At 46.1% G+C, this 22,404-nt stretch carries 19 protein-coding genes and 2 tRNA genes; all 21 read left to right on the forward strand.

Features of this window, described 5'->3' with window-relative positions; genetic code table 11:
* Window positions 1–49: 49 nt before the first annotated feature.
* The 21 genes from mfd (at window position 50) to cysK (ending at window position 22,382) form a co-directional block, all read left to right on the forward strand.
* Complete coding sequence (gene mfd, locus KI350_RS21565; RefSeq protein WP_065643996.1) at window positions 50–3,583, forward strand: transcription-repair coupling factor; 3,534 nt, start codon at window positions 50–52, stop codon at window positions 3,581–3,583.
* A 137-nt stretch (window positions 3,584–3,720) separates the two neighbouring features.
* A complete protein-coding gene (gene spoVT / locus KI350_RS21570) occupies window positions 3,721–4,257 on the forward strand; it encodes a stage V sporulation protein T (RefSeq protein WP_065643997.1) in 537 nt (178 codons plus the stop codon).
* Between the two features lie 228 nt (window positions 4,258–4,485).
* Window positions 4,486–6,078, forward strand: a complete 1,593-nt coding sequence (locus KI350_RS21575; RefSeq protein WP_065643998.1) for a putative polysaccharide biosynthesis protein — start codon at window positions 4,486–4,488, stop codon at window positions 6,076–6,078.
* Window positions 6,068–7,537, forward strand: coding sequence for a bifunctional methyltransferase/pyrophosphohydrolase YabN (yabN, locus tag KI350_RS21580; RefSeq protein WP_065643999.1), 1,470 nt, complete (start codon window positions 6,068–6,070; stop codon window positions 7,535–7,537). Before KI350_RS21575 ends, yabN begins: the two co-directional genes overlap by 11 nt.
* A 6-nt stretch (window positions 7,538–7,543) precedes the next feature.
* On the forward strand, window positions 7,544–7,807 hold the full coding sequence (locus KI350_RS21585) for an RNA-binding S4 domain-containing protein (RefSeq protein ID WP_003178218.1): 264 nt from the start codon (window positions 7,544–7,546) through the stop codon (window positions 7,805–7,807).
* A gap of 76 nt (window positions 7,808–7,883) precedes the next feature.
* Window positions 7,884–8,192: a sporulation protein YabP gene (gene yabP / locus KI350_RS21590; RefSeq protein ID WP_011197470.1), complete on the forward strand. Its 309-nt coding sequence runs from the start codon at window positions 7,884–7,886 to the stop codon at window positions 8,190–8,192.
* Window positions 8,189–8,815 (forward strand): spore cortex biosynthesis protein YabQ, encoded by a 627-nt coding sequence (gene yabQ / locus KI350_RS21595; protein WP_065644000.1) that lies wholly within the window; start codon window positions 8,189–8,191, stop codon window positions 8,813–8,815. Before yabP ends, yabQ begins: the two co-directional genes overlap by 4 nt.
* A gap of 16 nt (window positions 8,816–8,831) precedes the next feature.
* Window positions 8,832–9,209, forward strand: coding sequence for an FtsB family cell division protein (locus KI350_RS21600; protein WP_003178224.1), 378 nt, complete (start codon window positions 8,832–8,834; stop codon window positions 9,207–9,209).
* Window positions 9,210–9,288: 79 nt separating this feature from the next.
* Entirely contained in the window at window positions 9,289–9,687 is a 399-nt protein-coding gene (locus KI350_RS21605) for a S1 domain-containing RNA-binding protein (RefSeq protein ID WP_003178226.1), read from the forward strand.
* A 150-nt stretch (window positions 9,688–9,837) separates the two neighbouring features.
* Window positions 9,838–9,911, forward strand: a tRNA-Met gene (locus KI350_RS21610).
* A 10-nt stretch (window positions 9,912–9,921) separates the two neighbouring features.
* Window positions 9,922–9,993, forward strand: a tRNA-Glu gene (locus KI350_RS21615).
* Between the two features lie 210 nt (window positions 9,994–10,203).
* Window positions 10,204–12,693 carry a stage II sporulation protein E gene (spoIIE, locus tag KI350_RS21620; protein WP_065644001.1) on the forward strand — a complete coding sequence of 830 codons (2,490 nt, stop codon included), beginning with the start codon at window positions 10,204–10,206 and terminating at the stop codon, window positions 12,691–12,693.
* Window positions 12,694–12,769: 76 nt separating this feature from the next.
* The gene (locus KI350_RS21625) at window positions 12,770–13,507 is read left to right on the forward strand and encodes a vWA domain-containing protein (protein ID WP_023855976.1); all 738 of its coding nucleotides are present in this window, start codon (window positions 12,770–12,772) and stop codon (window positions 13,505–13,507) included.
* Complete coding sequence (locus KI350_RS21630) at window positions 13,476–14,510, forward strand: protein kinase domain-containing protein (protein ID WP_065644002.1); 1,035 nt, start codon at window positions 13,476–13,478, stop codon at window positions 14,508–14,510. Before KI350_RS21625 ends, KI350_RS21630 begins: the two co-directional genes overlap by 32 nt.
* Window positions 14,511–14,612: 102 nt before the next feature.
* Window positions 14,613–16,043 carry a tRNA lysidine(34) synthetase TilS gene (tilS, locus tag KI350_RS21635; protein ID WP_065644003.1) on the forward strand — a complete coding sequence of 477 codons (1,431 nt, stop codon included), beginning with the start codon at window positions 14,613–14,615 and terminating at the stop codon, window positions 16,041–16,043.
* On the forward strand, window positions 16,027–16,566 hold the full coding sequence (hpt, locus tag KI350_RS21640) for a hypoxanthine phosphoribosyltransferase (protein WP_003178236.1): 540 nt from the start codon (window positions 16,027–16,029) through the stop codon (window positions 16,564–16,566). Before tilS ends, hpt begins: the two co-directional genes overlap by 17 nt.
* Before the next feature lie 96 nt (window positions 16,567–16,662).
* A complete protein-coding gene (ftsH, locus tag KI350_RS21645; protein WP_065644004.1) occupies window positions 16,663–18,582 on the forward strand; it encodes an ATP-dependent zinc metalloprotease FtsH in 1,920 nt (639 codons plus the stop codon).
* Between the two features lie 200 nt (window positions 18,583–18,782).
* Complete coding sequence (locus KI350_RS21650; protein WP_003178242.1) at window positions 18,783–19,559, forward strand: type III pantothenate kinase; 777 nt, start codon at window positions 18,783–18,785, stop codon at window positions 19,557–19,559.
* A gap of 11 nt (window positions 19,560–19,570) precedes the next feature.
* Window positions 19,571–20,440, forward strand: a complete 870-nt coding sequence (gene hslO / locus KI350_RS21655) for an Hsp33 family molecular chaperone HslO (protein ID WP_065644006.1) — start codon at window positions 19,571–19,573, stop codon at window positions 20,438–20,440.
* 52 nt (window positions 20,441–20,492) lie between these two features.
* Window positions 20,493–21,383, forward strand: a complete 891-nt coding sequence (locus tag KI350_RS21660; protein ID WP_065644007.1) for a peptidyl-prolyl cis-trans isomerase — start codon at window positions 20,493–20,495, stop codon at window positions 21,381–21,383.
* A 75-nt stretch (window positions 21,384–21,458) separates the two neighbouring features.
* Complete coding sequence (cysK, locus tag KI350_RS21665) at window positions 21,459–22,382, forward strand: cysteine synthase A (protein WP_065644008.1); 924 nt, start codon at window positions 21,459–21,461, stop codon at window positions 22,380–22,382.
* Window positions 22,383–22,404 lie beyond the last annotated feature (22 nt).

The following is a 22,404-nucleotide window of genomic DNA, read 5'->3' on the forward strand; positions in this document are numbered from 1 at the left end:
AGACTAGACCAAAGCATTTTTCTATTTGAGGAAGAGAGGAGGGGCTCATTTGAACAATATTCAATCCTATATTACAAAAAGCGATGATTTTAAATCCATCGTCAACGGCTTGAACGAAGGGCTGAAGGAACAGCTGCTTGCGGGGCTCTCCGGATCTGCCCGGTCGTTATTTACAGCCGCTCTTACAAAAGAAACGAGACGGCCGGTATTTTTAATTACGCATAACCTTTATCAGGCTCAAAAAATTACAGATGACTTGACAGGGCTGATAAAAGATCAGCCTGTCCTTTTATATCCTGTCAACGAATTGATTTCTTCTGAAATTGCGGTGGCAAGCCCTGAGCTGCGCTCGCAAAGGCTTGATGTCTTAAATCGGCTTGCAAGCGGTGAAACGCCAATCGTTATTGCTCCGGCAGCAGCCGTCAGAAGAATGCTGCCCCCTGTCGAAGTATGGCAAAACAGTCAGATTCGCATTGAGACGGGGCGCGACATCGACCCGGAACAGCTGCTTCAGAAGCTTGTTCAAATGGGGTATGAGCGTACGGATATGGTGGCGGCTCCAGGCGAATTCAGCATTCGCGGAGGGATTATCGATGTCTATTCATTGACCGAAGAAAACCCTGTCCGGATTGAATTGTTTGATACAGAAGTTGACTCGATTCGTATATTCAATACGGATGATCAGCGCTCACTGGAAACGCGCGATGAAGTAACGATCGGCCCTGCGAAGGAACTGATCGTGCGGGATGAAGATCGGCAAAGAGCGCTTGAACAAATCGATAAAGGCCTTGCCAACAGTCTTAAAAAGCTGAAGCTTGATAAACAAAAGGAAATTCTCGACCAAAATATCGCGGAAGATAAAGAGCGGCTCAAGGAAGGGCATATCGGCCAGGAAATGGTTAAATACCTTTCTTATTTCTATGAGAAGCCTGCTAGTTTACTAGATTATTTCCCGAAAAATACTTTGCTGATACTAGATGAGATCAGCCGTATTCATGAAATGGAAGACCAGCTGCAAAAGGAAGAGGCAGAATGGGTAACGAGCCTGCTGGAAGAAGGGAAAATCCTTCATGATTCGGCAATGTCATTTCCTTTTCACAGCCTCATTTCAAAACAGTCCCGCCCGATTTTGTATTACTCGCTGTTTTTAAGGCATGTGCAGCACACCAGTCCGCAAAACATCGTCAATGTTTCAAGCAAGCAAATGCAGAGCTTTCACGGACAAATGAATGTGCTCAAAAATGAGATTGAACGGTTTAAGAAATCGAAATATACAACGGTTTTTCTAGGGGACAGCAAAGAGCGCGTCGAAAAACTTGCGTCTGTATTGTCCGATTATGACATCGAAGCCGCCCAGGCCGACCAGGATGCAGCGCTTGCCCAAGGCCAGATTTACATTATGGAAGGCGGTCTTCAATCCGGCTTTGAACTTCCGATGATCAAGCTGGCCGTCATTACCGAGGAAGAGCTGTTTAAAAAGCGTGTCAAAAAGCAGGCGCGCAAACAAAAACTGACCAATGCCGAACGGATCAAAAGCTACTCGGAGCTTCAGATCGGCGATTATGTCGTCCATGTGAACCACGGTATCGGAAAGTATTTAGGGATCGAAACGCTGGAGATCAACGGCATTCATAAGGATTACCTGAATATTCACTACCAGGGAAGCGACAAGCTTTACGTACCGGTTGACCAAATTGATCAGGTGCAAAAATACGTCGGTTCCGAAGGCAAAGAGCCGAAGCTTTATAAACTCGGGGGAAGCGAATGGAAACGGGTTAAGAAAAAGGTTGAAAGCTCTGTCCAGGATATCGCCGATGACTTGATCAAGCTTTATGCCGAAAGGGAAGCAAGCAAAGGTTACGCGTTTTCTCCCGACCATGAAATGCAGCGTGAGTTTGAAGCCGCATTTCCTTATCAGGAGACAGAGGATCAGCTGAGATCGATTCATGAGATTAAAAGAGACATGGAAAAAGAAAGACCGATGGATCGGCTCCTTTGCGGCGATGTGGGCTACGGCAAAACGGAAGTGGCGATCCGCGCCGCCTTTAAAGCGATTGCAGACGGAAAACAGGTCGCGATCCTTGTGCCGACTACGATCCTCGCACAGCAGCACTATGAAACGATATTGGAACGCTTCCAGGACTACCCGATTAATATCGGTTTGCTCAGCCGGTTCCGGACGAGAAAAGAAGCAAATGAAACGATCAAGGGCTTGAAAAACGGAACGATTGACATCGTAATCGGCACTCACAGACTGTTGTCCAAGGATGTCGTGTACAAAGATCTTGGACTGCTTATCATCGATGAAGAACAAAGGTTTGGTGTCACGCACAAGGAAAAGATTAAACGCATTAAAGCGAATGTCGACGTTTTGACATTAACGGCAACTCCGATACCTCGAACCCTTCATATGTCCATGCTCGGTGTCAGAGATTTGTCAGTCATTGAAACGCCTCCGGAAAACCGCTTCCCGGTACAGACGTACGTTGTCGAATACAACGGAGCCCTGGTCAGAGAAGCGATAGAACGCGAGCTGGCCAGAGGCGGTCAGGTTTACTTCTTGTACAATCGGGTGGAGGATATTGAAAGAAAAGCGGAAGAAATCTCGATGCTTGTGCCTGACGCCAAGGTGGCCTATGCCCATGGGAAGATGACAGAAAACGAACTCGAATCGGTCATGCTGAATTTCTTAGAGGGAGAATCGGATGTGCTCGTCAGCACAACGATTATTGAAACGGGCGTTGATATTCCAAACGTCAATACCCTGATCGTATTTGACGCAGATAAGATGGGGCTTTCCCAGCTGTACCAGCTGAGGGGCCGCGTGGGCCGCTCAAACCGTGTAGCTTACGCTTACTTTACGTACCGGAAGGACAAAGTCCTTACGGAAGTGGCCGAAAAAAGGCTTCAGGCGATTAAAGAATTTACAGAACTCGGGTCAGGATTTAAAATCGCGATGCGCGATTTGACGATCCGCGGCGCCGGAAATCTTTTAGGTGCGCAGCAGCACGGGTTCATCGATTCTGTCGGTTTCGATTTATATTCGCAAATGCTCAAGGAAGCAATAGAAGCTCGCAAGGGAGATGTACCGCAAGCTGAAAAATTTGAGCCGGAAATCGATTTGGAGCTTGACGCATATATTCCGCAGACTTATGTGACAGACGGCAAGCAAAAAATAGATATGTATAAACGGTTCAGAGCGATTTCAACCATTGAAGAAAAGAGCGAGCTTCAAGATGAGATGATCGACCGCTTCGGCGAATACCCGAAAGAAGTCGAATATTTATTCGCCATCGCAGAGGCGAAGGTATATGCCATCACAGAACGCGTCGAGCTGATCAAACAGGATAAAGACGCCGTCAGACTGACGATTGACGAAAAAGCGAGTGCCGAAATTGACGGCCAAAAACTGTTTGAACTCGGCAGCAAGTACGGCAGACAAATCGGCCTCGGGATGGAAGGGAAGAAATTGAAAATTTCGATTCAAGTGAAAAACCGACAACCGGAAGAGTGGCTTGAAACGCTTCTCGAAATATTGAAAGGCCTTCAAAACGTTAAAAAGCAAACGATCGCTTCATCATAAAAATTTGTTGTTTCTCGCGTATATTACATTTGATGTGAAGGATACTAAAACCAATCAAGAGTGGAGAGTGTTACATAAGTACACAGCTCTATTTATATCCACCAGATATATCATCAAATGAAAGAGAGGCAGCAGAGATGAAAGCAACTGGTATCGTACGTCGAATTGATGATTTAGGCCGGGTCGTGATCCCGAAGGAAATCCGCAGAACTTTGCGCATTCGTGAAGGAGATCCTTTGGAAATATTTGTGGATCGGGATGGGGAGGTTATTTTAAAAAAATATTCTCCGATCAGCGAGCTCGGCGACTTTGCAAAGGAGTATGCTGATGCGCTTTATGACAGCATGGGCCATTCCGTGCTGATTTGCGACCGGGATGTGTATATCGCAGTATCCGGGGGGTCTAAAAAAGACTATTTAAACAAATCGATCAGCGACATGGTCGAAAAGGCGATGGATCAGCGCAGTTCTGTTTTGGAAGGAGACGCGAAGACAATTCAGCTTATTGATGGTATTGACGAAGAGGTTGCTTCTTATACCGTCGGTCCGATTGTTGCAAACGGTGATCCGATCGGAGCGGTTGTCATTTTTTCGAAAGACCAGTCAATCGGCGAAGTGGAACATAAAGCGGTTGAAACCGCCGCCGGTTTTTTGGCCCGTCAAATGGAACAATAGGTCTCATTCCTTTTATTTTGACATTCCTGCTCGAACGAATGAGCTGGAATGCCGAAAGCGTTTTTCTCAGCTTGAATCAGCATCAGCAGTTGGAACAGCACCTTTTGGGCTGTTCTTTTTTAATTCACAGTTGCAGGCGGGGTACGAGCCCTGAATATGGTATAATAAGCACGTTTCGTGCGCTTTTTAGAAAGCGGAGAGAAAGCGCATTGGAAGGAGCTTAAAGGAATGGGGTTTTTAAGAGGCCAAAGACAATGGATTTGGCAAGGTGCCTTTGTATTATCATTGGCGGGGATATTATCAAAGATATTAAGCGCTGTATATAGAGTGCCTTTTCAAAATATAGTTGGAGATGTCGGTTTTTATATTTTTCAGCAGGTGTATCCGATGATCGGAATATCTGTGATGCTTGCCACCTCCGGGTTCCCGGTCATCATTTCAAAGTTATTGAATGATTACGGGTCGGCAAACCGGGCAAAAATTCTCCGGGTGTCTATGCTTTTTTTATCGGCTGTGGGCCTTGGCTTTTTTCTTCTCTTGTTTGCCGGAGCCGGAGCCATCGCAGGGTTTATGGGTGATCCCGACCTTGCCGGAGTGATCCGCGCCGTGTCGTTTTCTTATTTGCTGCTGCCGTTCGTGTCTTCGCTGAGAGGCTATTTTCAAGGAGGCGAACGGATGCTTCCGACGGCACTTTCTCAAATTGGAGAACAGACACTCCGGGTCGGGGCGATCCTCATTTTGACGTGGTGGCTCGTCAAAAACGGCTTTTCCTTATATGACGCCGGGGCAGGGGCTGCTTTTGGCTCCCTTGTCGGCGGCCTTGCGGCGTTTTTCATTCTCGCCGTGTTTTGGGCCAAGCGTGAAAAGCATTCCGCGGCCGCCGGGATAGAGGCCGGTACAGGCGATATTTTGAAACATCTGTGTCTGTACTCGGTTACGATTTGCACCGCCGGCCTCATGCTGATTCTCATCCAGCTCGTCGACGCATTGAACTTGTATTCATTGCTGGCCGGACAAGGAATGGACGAACTTCAGGCGAAACATACAAAAGGGGTGTATGACAGGGGACAGCCGCTTTTGCAGCTGGGAACCGTTTTTGCTGCGAGCATTGCGACAGCTCTTGTCCCGTCCCTTACAAAAGCGAAGAAAAAGGGAGAAACGGCGGTTCTGGAGGAAAAGATCCGGTATTCGCTAAAAATGAGCTTCGTCATCGGGGCTGGAGCAGCCGTCGGTCTGATATGCATTTTGGAGCCGGTGAATGTCATGCTGTTTAAGAACAGCGATGGAACGGCTGCTCTTCAAATTTTCAGCGTGTCGATTCTGTTTGCATCGTTGGCGATCACGATGACTGCTGTTTTGCAAGGACTCGGCCATACATGTCTTCCGGCTGTTTCCGTCTGCTGCGGCTTTTTTGTGAAAGCCGTATTGAACGAGCTCCTGATCCCCGGTTTCGGTATTTCCGGCGCCGCTTTTGCGACTATGATGTCATTCGCCGCTGTCGCTGGTCTCAATTTTTTTCAGCTGAAAAGGAAAGGCTGGATCAAGCTGCCTGAATACAGGATAGCCGGTGTTTTGCTGTCGGCTCTGATCATGTCGGCCGCTCTGGCGGTGTGGCTTTTTGCTTTTGAAGCGGCCATACCTCATAAAAGCAGATGGATCGCGGCGGCGGAAAGTCTTAGCGCCGTTTTCGTCGGCGGCGTTGTCTTTTTGTCCGGTATCTTCACATTACGCGTGTTTTCAGAAAAAGAACTTGAGCTTGTACCTTTTGGCAGCAAGCTCCTGACATTAAAACGAGAAAGGGGCGGCAGGCATGGCCGGTAAAATCACGGTAGTCGGCCTGGGGGCAGGCGATATGAATCAATTAACCCTCGGTGTTTATAAACGGCTTACACAAGCGGAGGTTCTTTTTGTCAGGACGAAAGACCATCCATTAATAGAAGACCTGAAAAAAGAAATAGCGGAGATTCATTTTTTTGATGAGGTCTATGAAAAGCATGATCAATTCGAAGATGTTTACGAGGAGATCGTAGATAGGCTGTTTGAGGAGGCGAAGCAGCGCGATGTGCTCTATGCCGTTCCGGGCCATCCGTTCGTCGCTGAAAAAACGGTCCAGCTTTTGCTTGAGAGGCGGGGCGCTTATCAGGCCGATGTCGTTGTCGAGGGAGGCCACAGCTTTATTGATGCGACGTTAAATGCTTTGCAGATCGATCCGATTGACGGGTTTCAGTTTGTCGACGCCGTCCGGTTTTCCGCTGACGAAGTCGAGCTCCGTCATCATTTGATTATTTGCCAGGTGTATGATCAAATGACGGCATCAGAGGTCAAGCTGACATTGATGGAAAAGCTTCCTGATGACTATGAAGTCGTCATTGTCACAGCGGCAGGAAGCAGTATGCAAGACATTCGGACAGTGCCTCTTTACGAATTGGACAGAAGCGTGGGCATCAACAATTTAACGAGCGTCTACGTTCCGCCTGTCAGAGACGAAGAAATTCTGTACCAGGAGTTTTCGATGTTCCGCAGCGTCATCAGGAAGCTGCGCGGACCGGACGGCTGCCCGTGGGATCAAAAACAAACCCATGAATCGCTCAAAAAATACTTAATTGAGGAATGCTATGAGGTGCTCGAGGCGATTGATGAAGAAGATCCAGACCACCTTGTGGAAGAGCTCGGCGATGTGATGCTCCAGGTTCTGCTGCATGCGCAGATCGGCGAGGATGACGGCCTTTTTGCAATTGACGATGTGATTCGCGGGATCACCGCAAAAATGATCAGAAGACATCCGCATGTCTTCGGAGAAGTATCTGTTCGTGATGAGGCCGACGTCATGGTAAACTGGGAAGAGATCAAGAAGCAGGAGAAACAAGCGGACGATCCATCCCTCCTCGACGACATTCCAAAGCCGCTTCCCGCTTTGTCAAAAGCGAACAAACTTCAGAAAAAGGCGGCAAAGACCGGGTTCGACTGGTCGAATGTCCAGGATATTTGGGATAAAGTCCACGAGGAAATGAAAGAGTTTTCTTCAGAAATTTCGGAAACCGAACAGACCAGCGAAAAAATGAAAGAAGAGTTCGGCGACCTTTTATTCGCGCTCGTCAACATCGGCCGGTTTTATAAAATTGAACCGGAAGAGGCCCTTGCGATGACAAATGCCAAGTTTTACAGAAGGTTCACGCATATTGAACAATCTGCAAAGCGCATGGGCAAGGATCTGGAAAGTATGACGCTTGAAGAAATGGACGAATTGTGGAATGAAGCGAAAGACATTGAAAGGAGCTGACAAGTGATGAGACTCGACAAATTTCTCAAAGTATCAAGGCTGATTAAAAGACGGACGCTTGCAAAAGAAGTGGCTGACCAGGGAAGAATTTCGATCAATGGCCAGCAGGCGAAAGCAAGCTCTGTTGTCAAAGCGGGAGACGAGCTTGCGGTGCGTTTCGGCCAAAAGCTTGTAACCGTCAAAGTCAATGAATTGAAGGATACGACAAAAAAAGAAGAAGCCGCTGATATGTATACCGTTCTCAAAGAAGAGAAGCTGGGAGGAGAATAGGCTTGTTCTAAAAAAATCCCCCGTCTCATACAATGCAATATCGAATCTTTAGTATGAGGATATGGGGGATGAATCGATGAATGTATATTATGATCAGCACAACCCTTCCGGCGGGGCATCTGGTCCTGAACATAATGTGACGATGAAGGGCCGCAAGCTGCTGGATATATCCGGTGTCAAACAGGTCGAGAGTTTTGACAATGAGGAATTCTTACTTGAGACGGTCATGGGCATGCTGGCGGTCAGAGGCGAAAACCTGCAGATGAAGAATCTTGATGTGGAAAAAGGCGTTGTCTCCATCAAGGGAAGAGTGCTTGATCTCGTCTATTTGGATGAGCAGCAGGGGGAGAAAGCTAAAGGATTTTTTAGCAAGTTGTTTAAATGACGCTGACCACTCAGTTCTATACGATGCTGGCCATGGCCGGAATGGGGGCATGGCTTGGCGCTTCTCTTGACACCTACACCCGTTTTGTCGTCCGCTCGAAAACAGCAAGGTGGCTGTTGTTTTTCCATGACTTTTTGTTTTGGGTGGTACAAGGTCTCCTTTTTTTCTATGTTTTGCTGAGCGTGAATGAAGGGGAATTCCGAATTTATATCTTTCTGGCGGTCATGCTTGGATTTGCCGCTTATCAAAGCCTTTTTAAGCAGATCTATATCAAGCTTTTGGAATGGATGATTTCCTTTTTTATATTCATCTCCAGGCTGGTCTCAAAGATGATGCGGATGATGGTGTTTCGGCCTGTTGTATGGGCGTTTCAAGCTATTTTAGCCATCATTCTCTTTACAATGAGAAATATCTATGTTCTTTTTCGTTTTTTTGCGGTATGTTTATATAAGATATTAAAATTTGCAGGATATCCGATTTATTTTATACTATATCAATGCTGCAGGCTTCTTCCCGCCCCGGTTCGGGGATTGTTGAGACGCTTTTTGCAAAAAGGAGCAGGATTTTTCGAAAAGGGGAAGAAACTATTCATAACCATTAAGGCAAAACTTTTAAAAAAATGAAGGGAGGCCGTCTGGAATGAATGATCCCACGAGACGCAACATATCGCAAATACAGAACGAATACAAAGAGCAGATGGAGCGAAAACAGCAGCAGCTGAAAAGAAAAAGACGCGGTCTATACAGACGGTTGATGGTTTTCGGCGCCGTTGTGCTGCTGTCGGCGATTGTGATTGTCAGTTCGCTTTGGTCGCAGACTTCGGATATCAGCGCGAAGCAAGAGAAGAAAGCAGAGCTTTTGAAACAATTGGAACAACTGGAAGCAAAAAAATCGGATTTGAAAGATGAGATTGTGAAATTAAAGGATGAGGACTACGTTGCAGAGCTTGCCAGAAAGGATTATTACCTCTCAAAAGATGGCGAAATCATCTTCAAGTTTGAAGATAAGAGCAAGTAGCCTTGTTGACACTTAATTTTTTCTTTATGTATAATTAAACAAATGATCTTTTTTAAGTCTAAGGAGGAGCACTTTTTTTATGTCGATTGAAGTTGGCAGCAAGTTGCAAGGGAAAGTAACAGGTATTACAAATTTCGGAGCGTTTGTTGAACTGCCTGGAGGATCAACAGGTCTTGTTCATATCAGCGAAGTAGCCGATAACTATGTGAAGGACATTAATGATCATCTGAAGGTTGGTGATCAAGTAGAAGTTAAAGTCATCAATGTTGAGAAAGATGGGAAAATCGGCTTGTCGATCAAAAAGGCTGTAGACCGTCCTCAATCATCAAGACCTGCGAGACCTAAAAATGATTTCCGCTCTAAAGAAACGTTTGAACAGAAAATGAATAAGTTTTTAAAAGACAGTGAAGATCGCTTATCGTCTCTAAAACGCAACACGGAATCAAAACGTGGAGGGCGCGGAGCAAGAAGAGGTTAACTTGCTGCTTTCTATATATACGAAAGGCATTCGTCTTATCCCAACGGATGCCTTTTTATTTTCTCATAAAATTTTTATTAAAATTTCTATTGACGGATAGGACAATCCTTTGTATTATAGAACTTGTGCGTTAAAAGAAATTAACAACATGGCGGTGTAGCTCAGCTGGCTAGAGCGTACGGTTCATACCCGTGAGGTCGGGGGTTCGATCCCCTCCGCCGCTACTTATATGAAGGCCCGTTGGTCAAGTGGTTAAGACACCGCCCTTTCACGGCGGTAACACGGGTTCGAATCCCGTACGGGTCATTCCGGAAACCGGCTTCTTCTGAAGCCGGTTTTTTTGCTGCCTAAAAATACGCAAAATAACGGGAATGGACTCGACTTATCAAGAGTGATTGAAGCATGCTACAAAAAGCGTCGAACAGTTCTTTGAATTCATTACCTTCTTTTGACAAAATCCTATTTCATCTTTCGCTATAATGGCAAGCAACGAATAAACGAGTGGGAGATGAGAGCATGGAAAAAGCGGAAAGAAGAGTGAACAGCCCAATAGCTGGACCTGCTGTTCAAAAATTGTATTCATGGTTTGGCAGCACGACGAAGCTTGTGATGCAGCATTTATATTCCCTCTTTTTTTATAAAGGGCTGATCTATATGGTCATCGGTTTTTTATTGGGACGAGCCTTCATTCTGTCAGAGGTCATTCCCTTTGCTCTTCCATTTTTCGGAGCGATGCTTTTAATTAAAAAAGATAAAGCTTTTCTTGCATGCCTGGCGCTTCTTGCCGGGGCTCTGAGCATATCGCCTCAGCATTCGCTGTTCGTGCTTGCGGCTCTGTTTGCATTTGCGATATGTTCCAAAATGACGTCTCTTATTATAAAAGACCGCGTCAGAACGCTGCCTGTCGTCGTCTTTTTAGCGATGGCTGTGACAAGATGCGGATTCGTATATGCCGAATACGGAACAGTTTCGGGTTATCACTATATTATGGCTTTTGTTGAAGCCGGGTTATCGTTTATCCTCACACTGATTTTTTTGCAAAGCCTGCCGATAGTCACCTCAAAGCGGGCGAAACAGTCGCTGAAAATCGAAGAGATCATTTGTTTTATGATTTTAATCGCCTCTGTTCTCACAGGTTTGACAGGCGTTTCTTTTCAAGGCATGCAGGCTGAACTGATATTGGCCCGTTATGTCGTGCTCGCTTTCGCGTTCATCGGGGGCGCGAGCATCGGCTGTACAGTCGGGGTTGTGACCGGGCTGATCCTCAGTCTTTCAAATATCGGCAATTTATATCAGATGAGCCTGCTGGCTTTTTCAGGCCTTCTCGGCGGTTTGTTAAAAGAAGGAAAAAAATTCGGTGCAGCGGTCGGCTTATTGATCGGATCTCTATTGATTTCTCTGTACGGAGAAGGTTCAGCTGAACTTGTGCCGACACTTTATGAATCACTGATTGCAATCGGCCTGTTCCTTTTAACTCCTCAGTCGATTACGAAAAAAGTGGCTAAGTATATACCGGGAACGACTGAACACGCTCAGGAACAGCAGCAGTATGCAAGAAAAATCCGCGATGTCACCGCGCAGAAGGTTGATCAGTTTTCGAGTGTTTTTCACGCATTATCCGAAAGCTTCGCTACCTTTTATCATTCGGTTCCAGATGATGAAGGAAAAGAAAAAGAGATCGATCTGTTTTTGAGCACGGTGACAGAACACTCCTGCCAGTCCTGTTATAAGAAAAACAAGTGCTGGGTTCAGAACTTTGATAAAACATATGACTTGATGAAACGAGTTATGCAGGAAACAGAAGAAAAGCAATATTTTAAAAACCGCAAGCTGAAAAAGGAGTTTCATCAGCACTGCTCCAAATCAAAGCAAGTAGAAGCGCTGATGGAAGACGAGCTGTCTCATTTTAGGGCAAACCAGACATTAAAACAAAAGGTGCATGACAGCAGGCGTCTCGTCGCAGAGCAGCTGCTCGGAGTTTCTCAGGTTATGGCGGACTTTTCTCGGGAAATAAAAAGGGAGAGGGAGCAGCATTTTATTCAAGAAGAACAAATTCGGGATGCGCTGCAGCATTTCGGCATTGAAATTCAACAAGTCGAAATTTACAGTCTTGAGCAGGGAAATATCGATATCGAAATGAGTATCCCGTATTGCAACGGCCACGGGGAGTGTGAAAAAATCATCGCTCCGATGCTGTCCGATATTTTGGAAGAACAAATTATCGTCAAAGCGGAACAGTGTGCCGGCCATCCGAATGGATATTGTCATGTTGCTTTCGGTTCGGCAAAGTCATACAGGGTGGTGACGGGAGCCGCGCATGCAGCAAAAGGAGGAGGGCTTGTCTCCGGCGACAGCTACAATATGATGGAGCTCGGCACCGGCAAATATGCGGCCGCCATCAGCGATGGTATGGGAAATGGCGCAAGGGCCCATTTTGAAAGCAATGAGACGATCAAGCTGCTGGAAAAGATTCTTCAGTCGGGCATCGACGAAAAAGTGGCGATTAAAACGATCAACAGCATTCTTTCATTAAGGACGACAGATGAAATATATTCGACATTGGATTTATCGGTCATCGATCTTCAGGATGCGAGCTGCAAGTTTTTGAAAATCGGCTCCACCCCGAGCTTTATTAAAAGAGGCGATCAGATTATCAAAGTGCAGGCCAGCAATCTGCCGATCGGCATCATTACAGAATTCGATGTTGATGTAGTCAGCGAGCAATTAAAAGCGGGAGACCTTTTGATCATGATGAGCGACGGAATCTTTGAAGGGCCTAGACATGTTGAAAATCATGATCTGTGGATGAAGCGCAAATTGAAATCTCTGAAAACCGAGGAGCCGCAGGAAATCGCCGACTTGATCATGGAAGAAGTGATTCGGACAAGGTCGGGTCTGATTGAGGACGATATGACGGTGATTGTTATCAAGCTGGACCATAATACGCCAAAGTGGGCCTCCATTCCGGCGCCGTCTTTTTTCCAAAAGAATCAAGAGATTTCTTAGCTTTCGTATAAATCAAATTTCTTCTGGCGATGATGGAACTAAATCAAGATATCTTTGTCCAGGAGGAATAAAAACGATGAAAAAGGGGCACTTGAATCAAATCCTGCTTTTGACGGACGGCTGTTCAAACCGCGGCGAAGACCCGCAGGCCATGGCCGCCTTTGCGAAGGAGCAGGGGATTACCGTGAATGTGATTGGGATTATGGACGAGCATGAAATGGATCAGGAGGCGATGAAAGAAGTTGAAGGGATCGCTCTCGCAGGCGGGGGAGTTCACCAGGTTGTTTACGCGTCGCAGCTGTCGCAGACCGTTCAAATGGTGACCAAAAAGGCGATGACGCAAACCCTTCAAGGCGTTGTCAATAGTGAGCTCAAACAAATTCTCGGCAAGCATACCGAAATGGATGAACTGCCTCCTGATAAACGCGGTGAAGTTATGGAAGTCGTAGATGAGCTCGGCGAGACCGTACATCTTCATGTATTGGTTCTTGTCGATACAAGCGCGAGCATGAATCCGAAGCTGCCGACTGTTAAAGAAGCATTGATAGACCTTTCCATCAGTCTCAATTCAAGAATCGGCGAAAACGAATTTGCGATGCTTATATTTCCCGGGAAAAAACAAGAGGTCGAGCTTGTGCTTGATTGGACCCCGAAGTTTGAATCTCTTTCTTCAATATTTTCCAAGCTTTCAGCCGGCGGCATTACGCCGACAGGACCCGCAATACGAGAGGCGATTCAGCATTTTAACAAAATCGGCTCAAGAAGGAGAATGTTAGAAGACGATGAAAAACGCTTCGACGAGTTTGGCGGCTAGTTTAAAGCCGGGTGCAGCCGTTGTTGGAAAGTGGAACAATCATTCCTACAAGATCATCAGACAGCTTGGAAAGGGGGCGAATGGCGTTGTGTATCTGGCCGATTCAGGAAAGGGCCGCGTTGCATTAAAAGTGAGCGATGACAGCCTGTCCATTACCTCGGAAGTGAATGTTCTGAAATCTTTCTCAAAGGCCCAGGCAAAAGCAATGGGGCCTTCTTTTTTTGATGTGGATGACATGATGGTTGCGGGTGCGGGCAAAAAACTTTCATTTTATGTGATGGAATATATTGAAGGTCCGCTTCTTTTAAGATATGTAAACGAAAAAGGCGAGGAATGGATACCGGTGCTGATCAGCCAGCTTCTCTCAAGTTTGTCGGCCATTCATCGCGAAGGATGGGTGTTTGGAGATTTAAAGCCCGAGAATTTAATCGTGACGGGCCCGCCGCCGCAAATCCGCTGCATTGATGTAGGCGGGACGACAAAAGAAGGCCGGGCAATTAAGGAATATACTGAGTTTTTTGACAGAGGCTATTGGGAATTCGGAACCCGTAAGGCTGAGCCGTCGTATGATCTGTTTTCAGTCGCCATGATTATGGTGAACTGTGCGGTGAAAAAAGAATTTAAAAAGACAGCAAGACCTCAGGAACAGCTTATGTCAGTCATCGACGGACATCCGTTTTTAAAGCGGTATAAGCCGATTCTTGCTTCTGCTTTAAAAGGAAGCTATCGAACAGCTGATGAAATGAAGGGAGACCTCCTGGCAATCGGACGGCCGGCCAGAATGCAAAGCAGCCGCCAGTCGAGAGCCGCCCGCTCTTCATCGGCATCCGCCCCGTCTCAAGGCCCGCGGCATAAGCGGGGGACGCCTCAGCAGCAAAGGTTAAGGAGCGGGCGCAGAAAGCAAAGAAACAGTTCTAAATCCGGCGGTGTTTTTGAAACGCTGCTGATCGTCGTAAGCGTTCTTGCCCTTTACTTTGCGTATATCGTTCTCTTTTTTATTTAGCTCTGCTTTGCCGGCGGATAGCTCTTCTTTGCAGGGACCGATTGAAAGTGTTAGGATATTTATATCTTTTGAAATACACCCTGCTCTTAGTGGGAGGACATTGTGAAAAGTATTGAAGATTTCATGAGAAAATACGAACTGTCATTTGATGGAGCGACACTGGTTGCAGGTGTCTCCGGCGGGCCTGACTCGATGGCGCTGCTGCATGCTCTGCAACGTACGGTTCCTGCCTCGGCGACGTTGATTGCCGCACACGTCGATCATATGTTCAGAGGCGAAGAGTCTGAGCATGATATGCGGTTCGTTCAGGACTACTGCGAGGCGGAAGGCATACAATGCGAGGCGGTGCAAATCGATGTCCTGACATTTGCCGCGGAAAACAATCTGAATAAACAGGCTGCTGCGAGAGAATGCCGGTATGCGTTTTTTCAAGAATTAATGAAAAGGCGCCGGGCTGAATACCTGGTTCTGGCTCATCACGGAGATGATCAGGTGGAAACGATGCTGATGAAGATGGCAAAAGGCACCGTTGGGCTCGGGCTTGCCGGAATTCAGCCAAAGCGCCGTTTTGACAGGGGCTGGCTGCTCAGGCCGTTTCTAAGGCTGTCAAAGGATGATCTTTTGGCTTACTGCAAAGAGAATCGATTACCGTATAGAACCGATCCGAGCAACAGTGAGGATGATTACACCAGGAACCGGTTCAGGCACCATGTTCTCCCTTTTCTGAAGAAAGAGTCGGAAGATGTCCATAAAAGGTTTCAATCCGTCAGTGAATTCCTGACAGATGACGAATTATACTTACAGGCATTAACGAAAGACAAAATGAATACAGTAATCACAAGCAAGTCAAGTTCCGGTGTCGAAATCAGCATCGATCGGCTTCTTGCACTCCCTATGCCTTTACAAAGAAGGGGAGTTCATCTAATATTAAACTATCTTTATGAAAACGTTCCATCAGCGTTTTCAGCCCATCATATTCAAGTGTTTCTGGATTGGATTTCACAAGGTGGACCATCCGGTTCCCTTGATTTTCCGAATGGGTTAAAAGTTGCAAAATCTTATCATACATGTTTGTTTACATTTCAGCGTTTACAATGTGAAAATGTTTCCTATCATTATGAAATAAGCGGGGCAGACGAAGAAGAACTGATGCTTCCCGACGGCTCCTCCCTTCATGTGAGCGGACCCGGTTCAACCCGGAAGCTGCAAGGAAACGATGTTTTTGCAACAAGTCCCAAGCAGGTTCAATTTCCCCTTTATGTACGGACAAGGCAAAATGGAGACCGAGTCAAACTTAAAGGGATGAACGGCTCAAAAAAGGTTAAAGATATATTTATTGATGAAAAAGTGCCTCTTGCGAAAAGAGACAGCTGGCCCATTGTAACAGACGCGGTTGGAAACATTATTTGGATACCTGGTCTGAAAAAAACCATTTTTGAGGAACTTGATGTTACAAACAATGATCGCATTGTATTACAATATAGACAGCATGAAAAGTGTAGGGGGCTAGCAAAGAATGAAACAGGATATTGAAAATATCTTGATCTCAGAAGAAGAGATCCAAAAGAAAGTCAAGGAGCTGGGCGCGACTCTGACAGAAGAGTACAGCGGCAAGTTTCCGCTGGCAATCGGTGTGTTAAAGGGAGCCATGCCGTTTATGGCTGATCTTTTGAAGCATATTGATACATATTTGGAAATGGATTTCATGGATGTATCAAGCTACGGCAGTTCAACGGTTTCTTCCGGAGAGGTAAAAATCATTAAGGATTTGGACACATCTGTAGAGGGCCGTGACATCTTAATTATTGAGGATATCATCGACAGTGGGCTGACCTTGAGTTATCTTGTAGAGCTTTTCCGATACCGCAAAGCTAAATCGATTAAAATCGTAACCCTTCTTGATAAACCAAGCGGACGAAAAGCGGATATCAAAGCGGATTACGTCGGCTTTGAAGTTCCCGATGCTTTCGTTGTCGGATACGGTCTCGATTATGCTGAACGCTATCGTAACCTTCCGTACATCGGAGTGCTGAAACCTGCGGTTTATGAGAGCTGATACGGGCTTGTTAGCGAAAGGGATATCTGTTGTATTGGAACGATTTTCTATGATACTATTGAACATAGTTGTGCTTACTGTGGGAGGAGGTAAGGAATGAATCGGGTCTTCCGTAATACCATTTTTTATTTACTTATTTTATTAGTTGTGATCGGAGTTGTGAGCTACTTCCAAACCGCAAATCCGAAAACAGAAAATATGACGTATAGTGACTTTGTTTCAAACCTAGATAACGGGAAGGTTGAAAATGTCTCCATCCAGCCTGTCAGGGGTGTGTACGAGGTTCGGGGACAGCTGACGACCTATGAGAAAGATCAATATTTCCTGACCCATGTTCCTGAAGGAAAAGGGGCAGATCAAATCATTGATCAAGTGAAAAAAACGAAGATACAAGTAGAACCTGCACAGGAAGCAAATGGATGGATGACGTTCTTTACCACCATCATCCCTTTTGTTATTATCTTCATTCTTTTCTTCTTCCTGCTTAATCAGGCTCAAGGCGGCGGAAGCCGTGTTATGAACTTTGGAAAAAGCAAGGCGAAGCTCTATACAGAAGAAAAGAAACGCGTCAAATTCAAAGATGTGGCAGGAGCGGATGAAGAAAAGCAAGAGCTTGTGGAAGTCGTTGATTTCCTCAAGGATCCCCGCAAATTCGCCGAACTCGGAGCAAGGATTCCGAAAGGCGTGCTTTTGGTCGGACCTCCGGGTACCGGTAAAACATTGCTGGCGAAAGCTTGTGCCGGTGAAGCAGGGGTGCCTTTCTTCAGCATCAGCGGATCTGACTTCGTTGAAATGTTCGTCGGGGTTGGTGCATCACGTGTTCGCGACTTGTTCGAAAACGCCAAGAAAAATGCACCGTGTCTGATTTTCATCGATGAAATTGATGCTGTCGGACGCCAGCGGGGAGCAGGTCTTGGCGGAGGGCACGATGAACGTGAACAGACGCTCAACCAGCTTCTTGTTGAAATGGACGGATTCAGCGCCAATGAAGGAATCATCATTATCGCTGCGACAAACCGCGCCGATATTTTAGACCCTGCATTGCTGCGTCCGGGACGTTTTGACCGTCAAATTACCGTTGACCGCCCAGATGTCAAAGGCCGTGAAGCTGTACTTCAAGTACACGCAAGAAACAAGCCGCTTGATGAATCCGTAAACTTAAAAGCGATCGCGATGCGGACGCCTGGATTCTCAGGTGCAGATCTTGAAAACCTTCTAAATGAAGCGGCTCTCGTAGCGGCGCGTCAAGATAAGAAAAAGATCGATATGCGAGACATCGATGAAGCGACAGACCGCGTCATCGCCGGACCTGCAAAGAAAAGCAGGGTAATTTCGAAAAAAGAACGCAATATCGTGGCTTATCACGAGGCGGGACACACCGTAATCGGACTTGTCTTGGATGAAGCGGATATGGTGCATAAAGTAACGATCGTACCGCGCGGCCAAGCGGGCGGATACGCCGTCATGCTTCCTAAGGAAGACCGTTATTTCCAAACCAAACCCGAACTTCTCGATAAGATCGTCGGCTTGCTTGGAGGCCGTGTAGCTGAAGAAATCATCTTCGGCGAGGTCAGCACGGGTGCCCATAACGACTTCCAGCGCGCTACAGGCATTGCCAGACGAATGGTAACCGAATTCGGTATGTCTGAAAAGCTCGGTCCTCTTCAATTCGGACAATCGCAAGGCGGGCAAGTGTTCTTAGGACGCGATTTCAACAATGACCAGAACTACAGCGACGCGATAGCGTATGAAATCGATAAAGAAATTCAGCGCTTCATTAAGGAATGTTATGAACGTGCGAAAACAATCCTTACTGAAAATCGCGACAAACTTGAGCTGATCGCTCAAACGTTACTGGAAGTTGAAACGCTCGACGCTGAGCAAATCAAACATTTGTCTGAGCACGGAAGACTTCCTGATCGCACATATTCTGATGATCAGGAAAAGACAGACGATGTGAAAGTTAACATCAATAAACGAGATGACGAAGAGAAAAATGAGGATGAAAAAGAGTAACGACTCTATTCCGCCTCTTCAGGAAAACTGCCAAGCGCTGCTTTTGGCAGTTTTCTTTTTTATGGTTGAAAAAACCTCTTTGGAAAATCTTTGTTCACTACGATTTGATTCGTTTACAAACAGAATCGGCATCGTGTATTGTATGATGGTAGAATGTTTTATGCCCAAGTAAGAGAAACTAGTCAAAAGTGGTGATCAGAATGTTGCTTGTTATAGATGTGGGAAATACAAACACCGTCCTCGGCATCTACCACGAAGGAGAGCTCGAATATCATTGGCGGATTGAGACAAGCCGCCATAAAACGGAAGATGAATTCGGCATGCTTCTTCGTTCTTTATTTGATTATGTCGGACTGATGTTTGACCAGATCGAAGGAATTATTATTTCATCAGTTGTACCTCCGATCATGTTCTCCCTCGAAAGAATGTGTATTAAATATTTTCAGATCGAGCCTCAGATTGTCGGTCCGGGAATGAAAACAGGATTAAACATAAAATACGATAATCCGAAAGAAGTCGGAGCAGACCGCATTGTCAATGCAGTGGCGGCTATTCATCTCTATGGAAGCCCCCTGATTGTCGTTGATTTTGGAACCGCTACAACGTACTGTTATATTAACGAGCGCAAGGAGTACATGGGCGGTGCGATCGCGCCGGGTATCACGATTTCAACTGAAGCGCTTTATTCGAGAGCTGCCAAGCTTCCCAGAATTGAAATTGCACGGCCTGATCATATTGTCGGCAAAAGTACGGTCAGCGCGATGCAGTCCGGAATCCTTTACGGTTATGTCGGACAGGTTGAAGGCATTGTCAAACGGATGAAGTGGCAGTCCAAGAAAAATCCGAAAGTCATTGCGACGGGCGGTCTTGCTTCATTGATAGCAGACGAATCGGACTGCATCGATATCGTTGACCCGTTCCTTACGTTGAAGGGACTAGAGCTTATTTATGAACGGAATCGTGTTGAAAGTGTATAGGAGGATGAGGTATGGATTATTTAGTGAAAGCCATCGCATATGACGGCAAAGTGAGAGCATATGCAGCGAATACAACAGAAACAATTCATGAAGCCCAAAGAAGGCATAACACATGGCCTACCGCTTCCGCCGCTTTAGGAAGAACGATGACGGCGGCTGTCATGCTCGGTGCCATGCTGAAAGGCGAAGACAAGCTTACCGTCAAGATTGAAGGAGGCGGACCGATCGGCGCGATTGTCGCTGACGGAAATGCAAAAGGAGATGTCAGGGGCTACGTGTCCAATCCGCACGTTCATTTCGACTTAAATGAACACGGCAAACTGGACGTCAGAAGAGCCGTTGGCACGTCCGGCACACTAAGCGTAGTAAAAGATCTCGGTCTCCGCGATTTATTTACAGGCCAGGTTGAGATCGTTTCCGGAGAAATCGGCGAGGATTTTACATATTATCTCGTATCTTCTGAACAGGTTCCTTCTTCGGTGGGTGTAGGGGTGCTCGTCAATCCCGACAATACGATTTTAGCTGCAGGCGGATTTATCCTTCAGCTGCTGCCGGGCACGGACGATGAAACCATCACGAAGCTTGAAACAAACCTTTCTCAAGTGGAGCCCATTTCAAAGCTGATACAGAAAGGTCTGACACCTGAGGAAGTGCTGGCTGCGGTATTGGGAGAAGAACCGGAAGTACTGGAAACCGTTCCTGTCCAGTTTACATGCAATTGTTCAAAAGAGCGTTTCACAAGAGGCATCATCGGTCTTGGCAAAGATGAAATTCAACAGATGATTGATGAAGATGGCCAAGCTGAGGCTCAATGCCATTTTTGCAATGAAACGTATCTGTTTACAAAGGAAGAGCTAGAAGCGATTCGAGATGAAATATAAGCCCGCTATGCAGTAGCGGGTCTTTTACAATGGGGAAAGGGGAGACACGATATTGAAATCAAGAACACTTTGGCCGATTATTTTAGGTGTGATTTTTGTCAATTGTATCGTGATCGCGTATGTTCTGACGAAATCGCAGACAGCTTCTTCACCGTCCGCTCAAGAAGTCATTGCACATATCGGAAAAAACGGCATCACGCGTGAAGAATGGCTGAGCGAAATGGAAGAGCGCTACGGAAAATCAACGCTTGAAGATATGATCAACGACCGCGTTGTCACCCAAATGGCCGAAAAAAATAAGATCAAAGTGTCTGATGAAGACATTGAAAGAGAATTTCTGCTGATTAAAGCTGTGTACAATTCCTTCTACGAAGACGAAGACACGACAGAAAAAGAATGGAAAGAGCAGATCAAGCATAATATTCTTCTAGAAGAGCTCCTGACAAAAGATATTGTCATTTCTGACAGCGAATTGAAGTCATTCTATAACAAGAATAAGGACTTATATAAATTCGATGATTCTTATCGCCTCAAGCATATCGTTGTCAAAGATAAAGACGAAGCAGAACAAGTTCTTAAAGAGCTGAAAGAAGGATCCAGCTTTGAAGCGGCTGCGGCTGAACACTCGACTGACCGGTACACGGCTCCTTACGGCGGCGACCTCGGGTTCGTCAATGATCAGCACGAAAACATTCCGGCCGAATATTTAGAGAAAGCTCAGCAGCTAAAGGAAAATCAATGGGTGGATGAACCGATAAAAACGAGCCAGGGCTATGCAATCATCCAGCTCAAAGAAAAGCTCCCGGGGCAAGCTTTCACTTACAGCGAAGTGAAAAATCAAATCAGAAGGCAGATCGCGATGGATCAATTAGGCGACAAAGCTTCGGTGAAGACGCTTTGGAAAGATGCGAAAGTATCTTGGTTTTATGATGATAAAAAATAAAGATTGACAAAATATTTTGATATTGATAAATTAGATATAATCCCAATAAAATTACTCGGAAATTGAGGTGTTCAAATGGTTCGCGTTGCAAACTCTGTTTATGACTTAATCGGAAATACACCTGTCGTTAAATTAAATCGACTAGTTGATGAAGACAGTGCTGAAGTATATGTGAAACTGGAGTATATGAACCCTGGAAGCAGCGTAAAAGACCGGATTGCGCTTGCCATGATAGAAGACGCTGAAGAGAAAGGCCTTCTGAAAGAAGGAGATACACTGATTGAACCGACCAGCGGAAATACGGGAATCGGACTTGCCATGGTCGCTGCAGCGAAGGGCATCAAAGCGATTCTTGTTATGCCTGATACAATGAGTTCTGAGCGTCGCAACCTTCTGCGTGCATATGGAGCTGAGCTTGTGCTGACTCCGGGTGCAGAAGGAATGAAAGGCGCGATTAAAAAAGCGGAAGAACTGGCTGAGGAACACGGCTATTTTATGCCTCAGCAATTTAACAATCCTGCGAACGCAGAAGTTCACCGCCGCACGACGGGAAAAGAAATCGCCGAACAATTCGGAGACGGTTTAGATGCATTCATTGCAGGTATCGGAACCGGCGGAACGATAACAGGTGCCGGAGAAGTCCTGAAAGAAAAAAATCCGTCCATCAAGATTTTCGCGGTGGAACCGACTGATTCTCCCGTTCTTTCCGGTGGAAAACCAGGTCCGCACAAAATTCAGGGAATCGGAGCGGGATTCGTTCCGGAAATCTTGAATACGGAAATTTACGATGAAATCATCACAGTGAAAAACGAAGAAGCCTTTGAATTTGCCCGTAAAGCGGCGAGAGAAGAAGGAATTCTCGGAGGAATTTCTTCAGGCGCGGCGATCTATGCTGCTCTTCAAGTCGCTAAAAAGCTTGGGAAAGGCAAAAAAGTTCTCGCTGTGCTTCCTAGTAACGGAGAGAGATACTTAAGCACGCCTCTTTATCAATTTGAATAGGCTCAGCTGAAACGGGAGGCTG

The organism is Bacillus sp. J41TS8 (genome assembly GCF_018333035.1).
Lineage (GTDB): Bacteria > Bacillota > Bacilli > Bacillales > Bacillaceae > Bacillus > Bacillus paralicheniformis.

What these genes read in the sequence shown, in the direction of transcription:
- spoVT (WP_065643997.1), top strand. Translation starts at nt 3,721, where the DNA reads ATGAAAGCAACTGGTATCGTACGTCGAATTGATGATTTAGGCCGGGTC.
- KI350_RS21575 (WP_065643998.1), top strand. Translation starts at nt 4,486, where the DNA reads ATGGGGTTTTTAAGAGGCCAAAGACAATGGATTTGGCAAGGTGCCTTT.
- yabN (WP_065643999.1), top strand. Translation starts at nt 6,068, where the DNA reads ATGGCCGGTAAAATCACGGTAGTCGGCCTGGGGGCAGGCGATATGAAT.
- KI350_RS21585 (WP_003178218.1), top strand. Translation starts at nt 7,544, where the DNA reads ATGAGACTCGACAAATTTCTCAAAGTATCAAGGCTGATTAAAAGACGG.
- yabP (WP_011197470.1), top strand. Translation starts at nt 7,884, where the DNA reads ATGAATGTATATTATGATCAGCACAACCCTTCCGGCGGGGCATCTGGT.
- yabQ (WP_065644000.1), top strand. Translation starts at nt 8,189, where the DNA reads ATGACGCTGACCACTCAGTTCTATACGATGCTGGCCATGGCCGGAATG.
- KI350_RS21600 (WP_003178224.1), top strand. Translation starts at nt 8,832, where the DNA reads ATGAATGATCCCACGAGACGCAACATATCGCAAATACAGAACGAATAC.
- KI350_RS21605 (WP_003178226.1), top strand. Translation starts at nt 9,289, where the DNA reads ATGTCGATTGAAGTTGGCAGCAAGTTGCAAGGGAAAGTAACAGGTATT.
- spoIIE (WP_065644001.1), top strand. Translation starts at nt 10,204, where the DNA reads ATGGAAAAAGCGGAAAGAAGAGTGAACAGCCCAATAGCTGGACCTGCT.
- KI350_RS21625 (WP_023855976.1), top strand. Translation starts at nt 12,770, where the DNA reads ATGAAAAAGGGGCACTTGAATCAAATCCTGCTTTTGACGGACGGCTGT.
- KI350_RS21630 (WP_065644002.1), top strand. Translation starts at nt 13,476, where the DNA reads ATGAAAAACGCTTCGACGAGTTTGGCGGCTAGTTTAAAGCCGGGTGCA.
- hpt (WP_003178236.1), top strand. Translation starts at nt 16,027, where the DNA reads ATGAAACAGGATATTGAAAATATCTTGATCTCAGAAGAAGAGATCCAA.
- ftsH (WP_065644004.1), top strand. Translation starts at nt 16,663, where the DNA reads ATGAATCGGGTCTTCCGTAATACCATTTTTTATTTACTTATTTTATTA.
- KI350_RS21650 (WP_003178242.1), top strand. Translation starts at nt 18,783, where the DNA reads ATGTTGCTTGTTATAGATGTGGGAAATACAAACACCGTCCTCGGCATC.
- hslO (WP_065644006.1), top strand. Translation starts at nt 19,571, where the DNA reads ATGGATTATTTAGTGAAAGCCATCGCATATGACGGCAAAGTGAGAGCA.
- cysK (WP_065644008.1), top strand. Translation starts at nt 21,459, where the DNA reads ATGGTTCGCGTTGCAAACTCTGTTTATGACTTAATCGGAAATACACCT.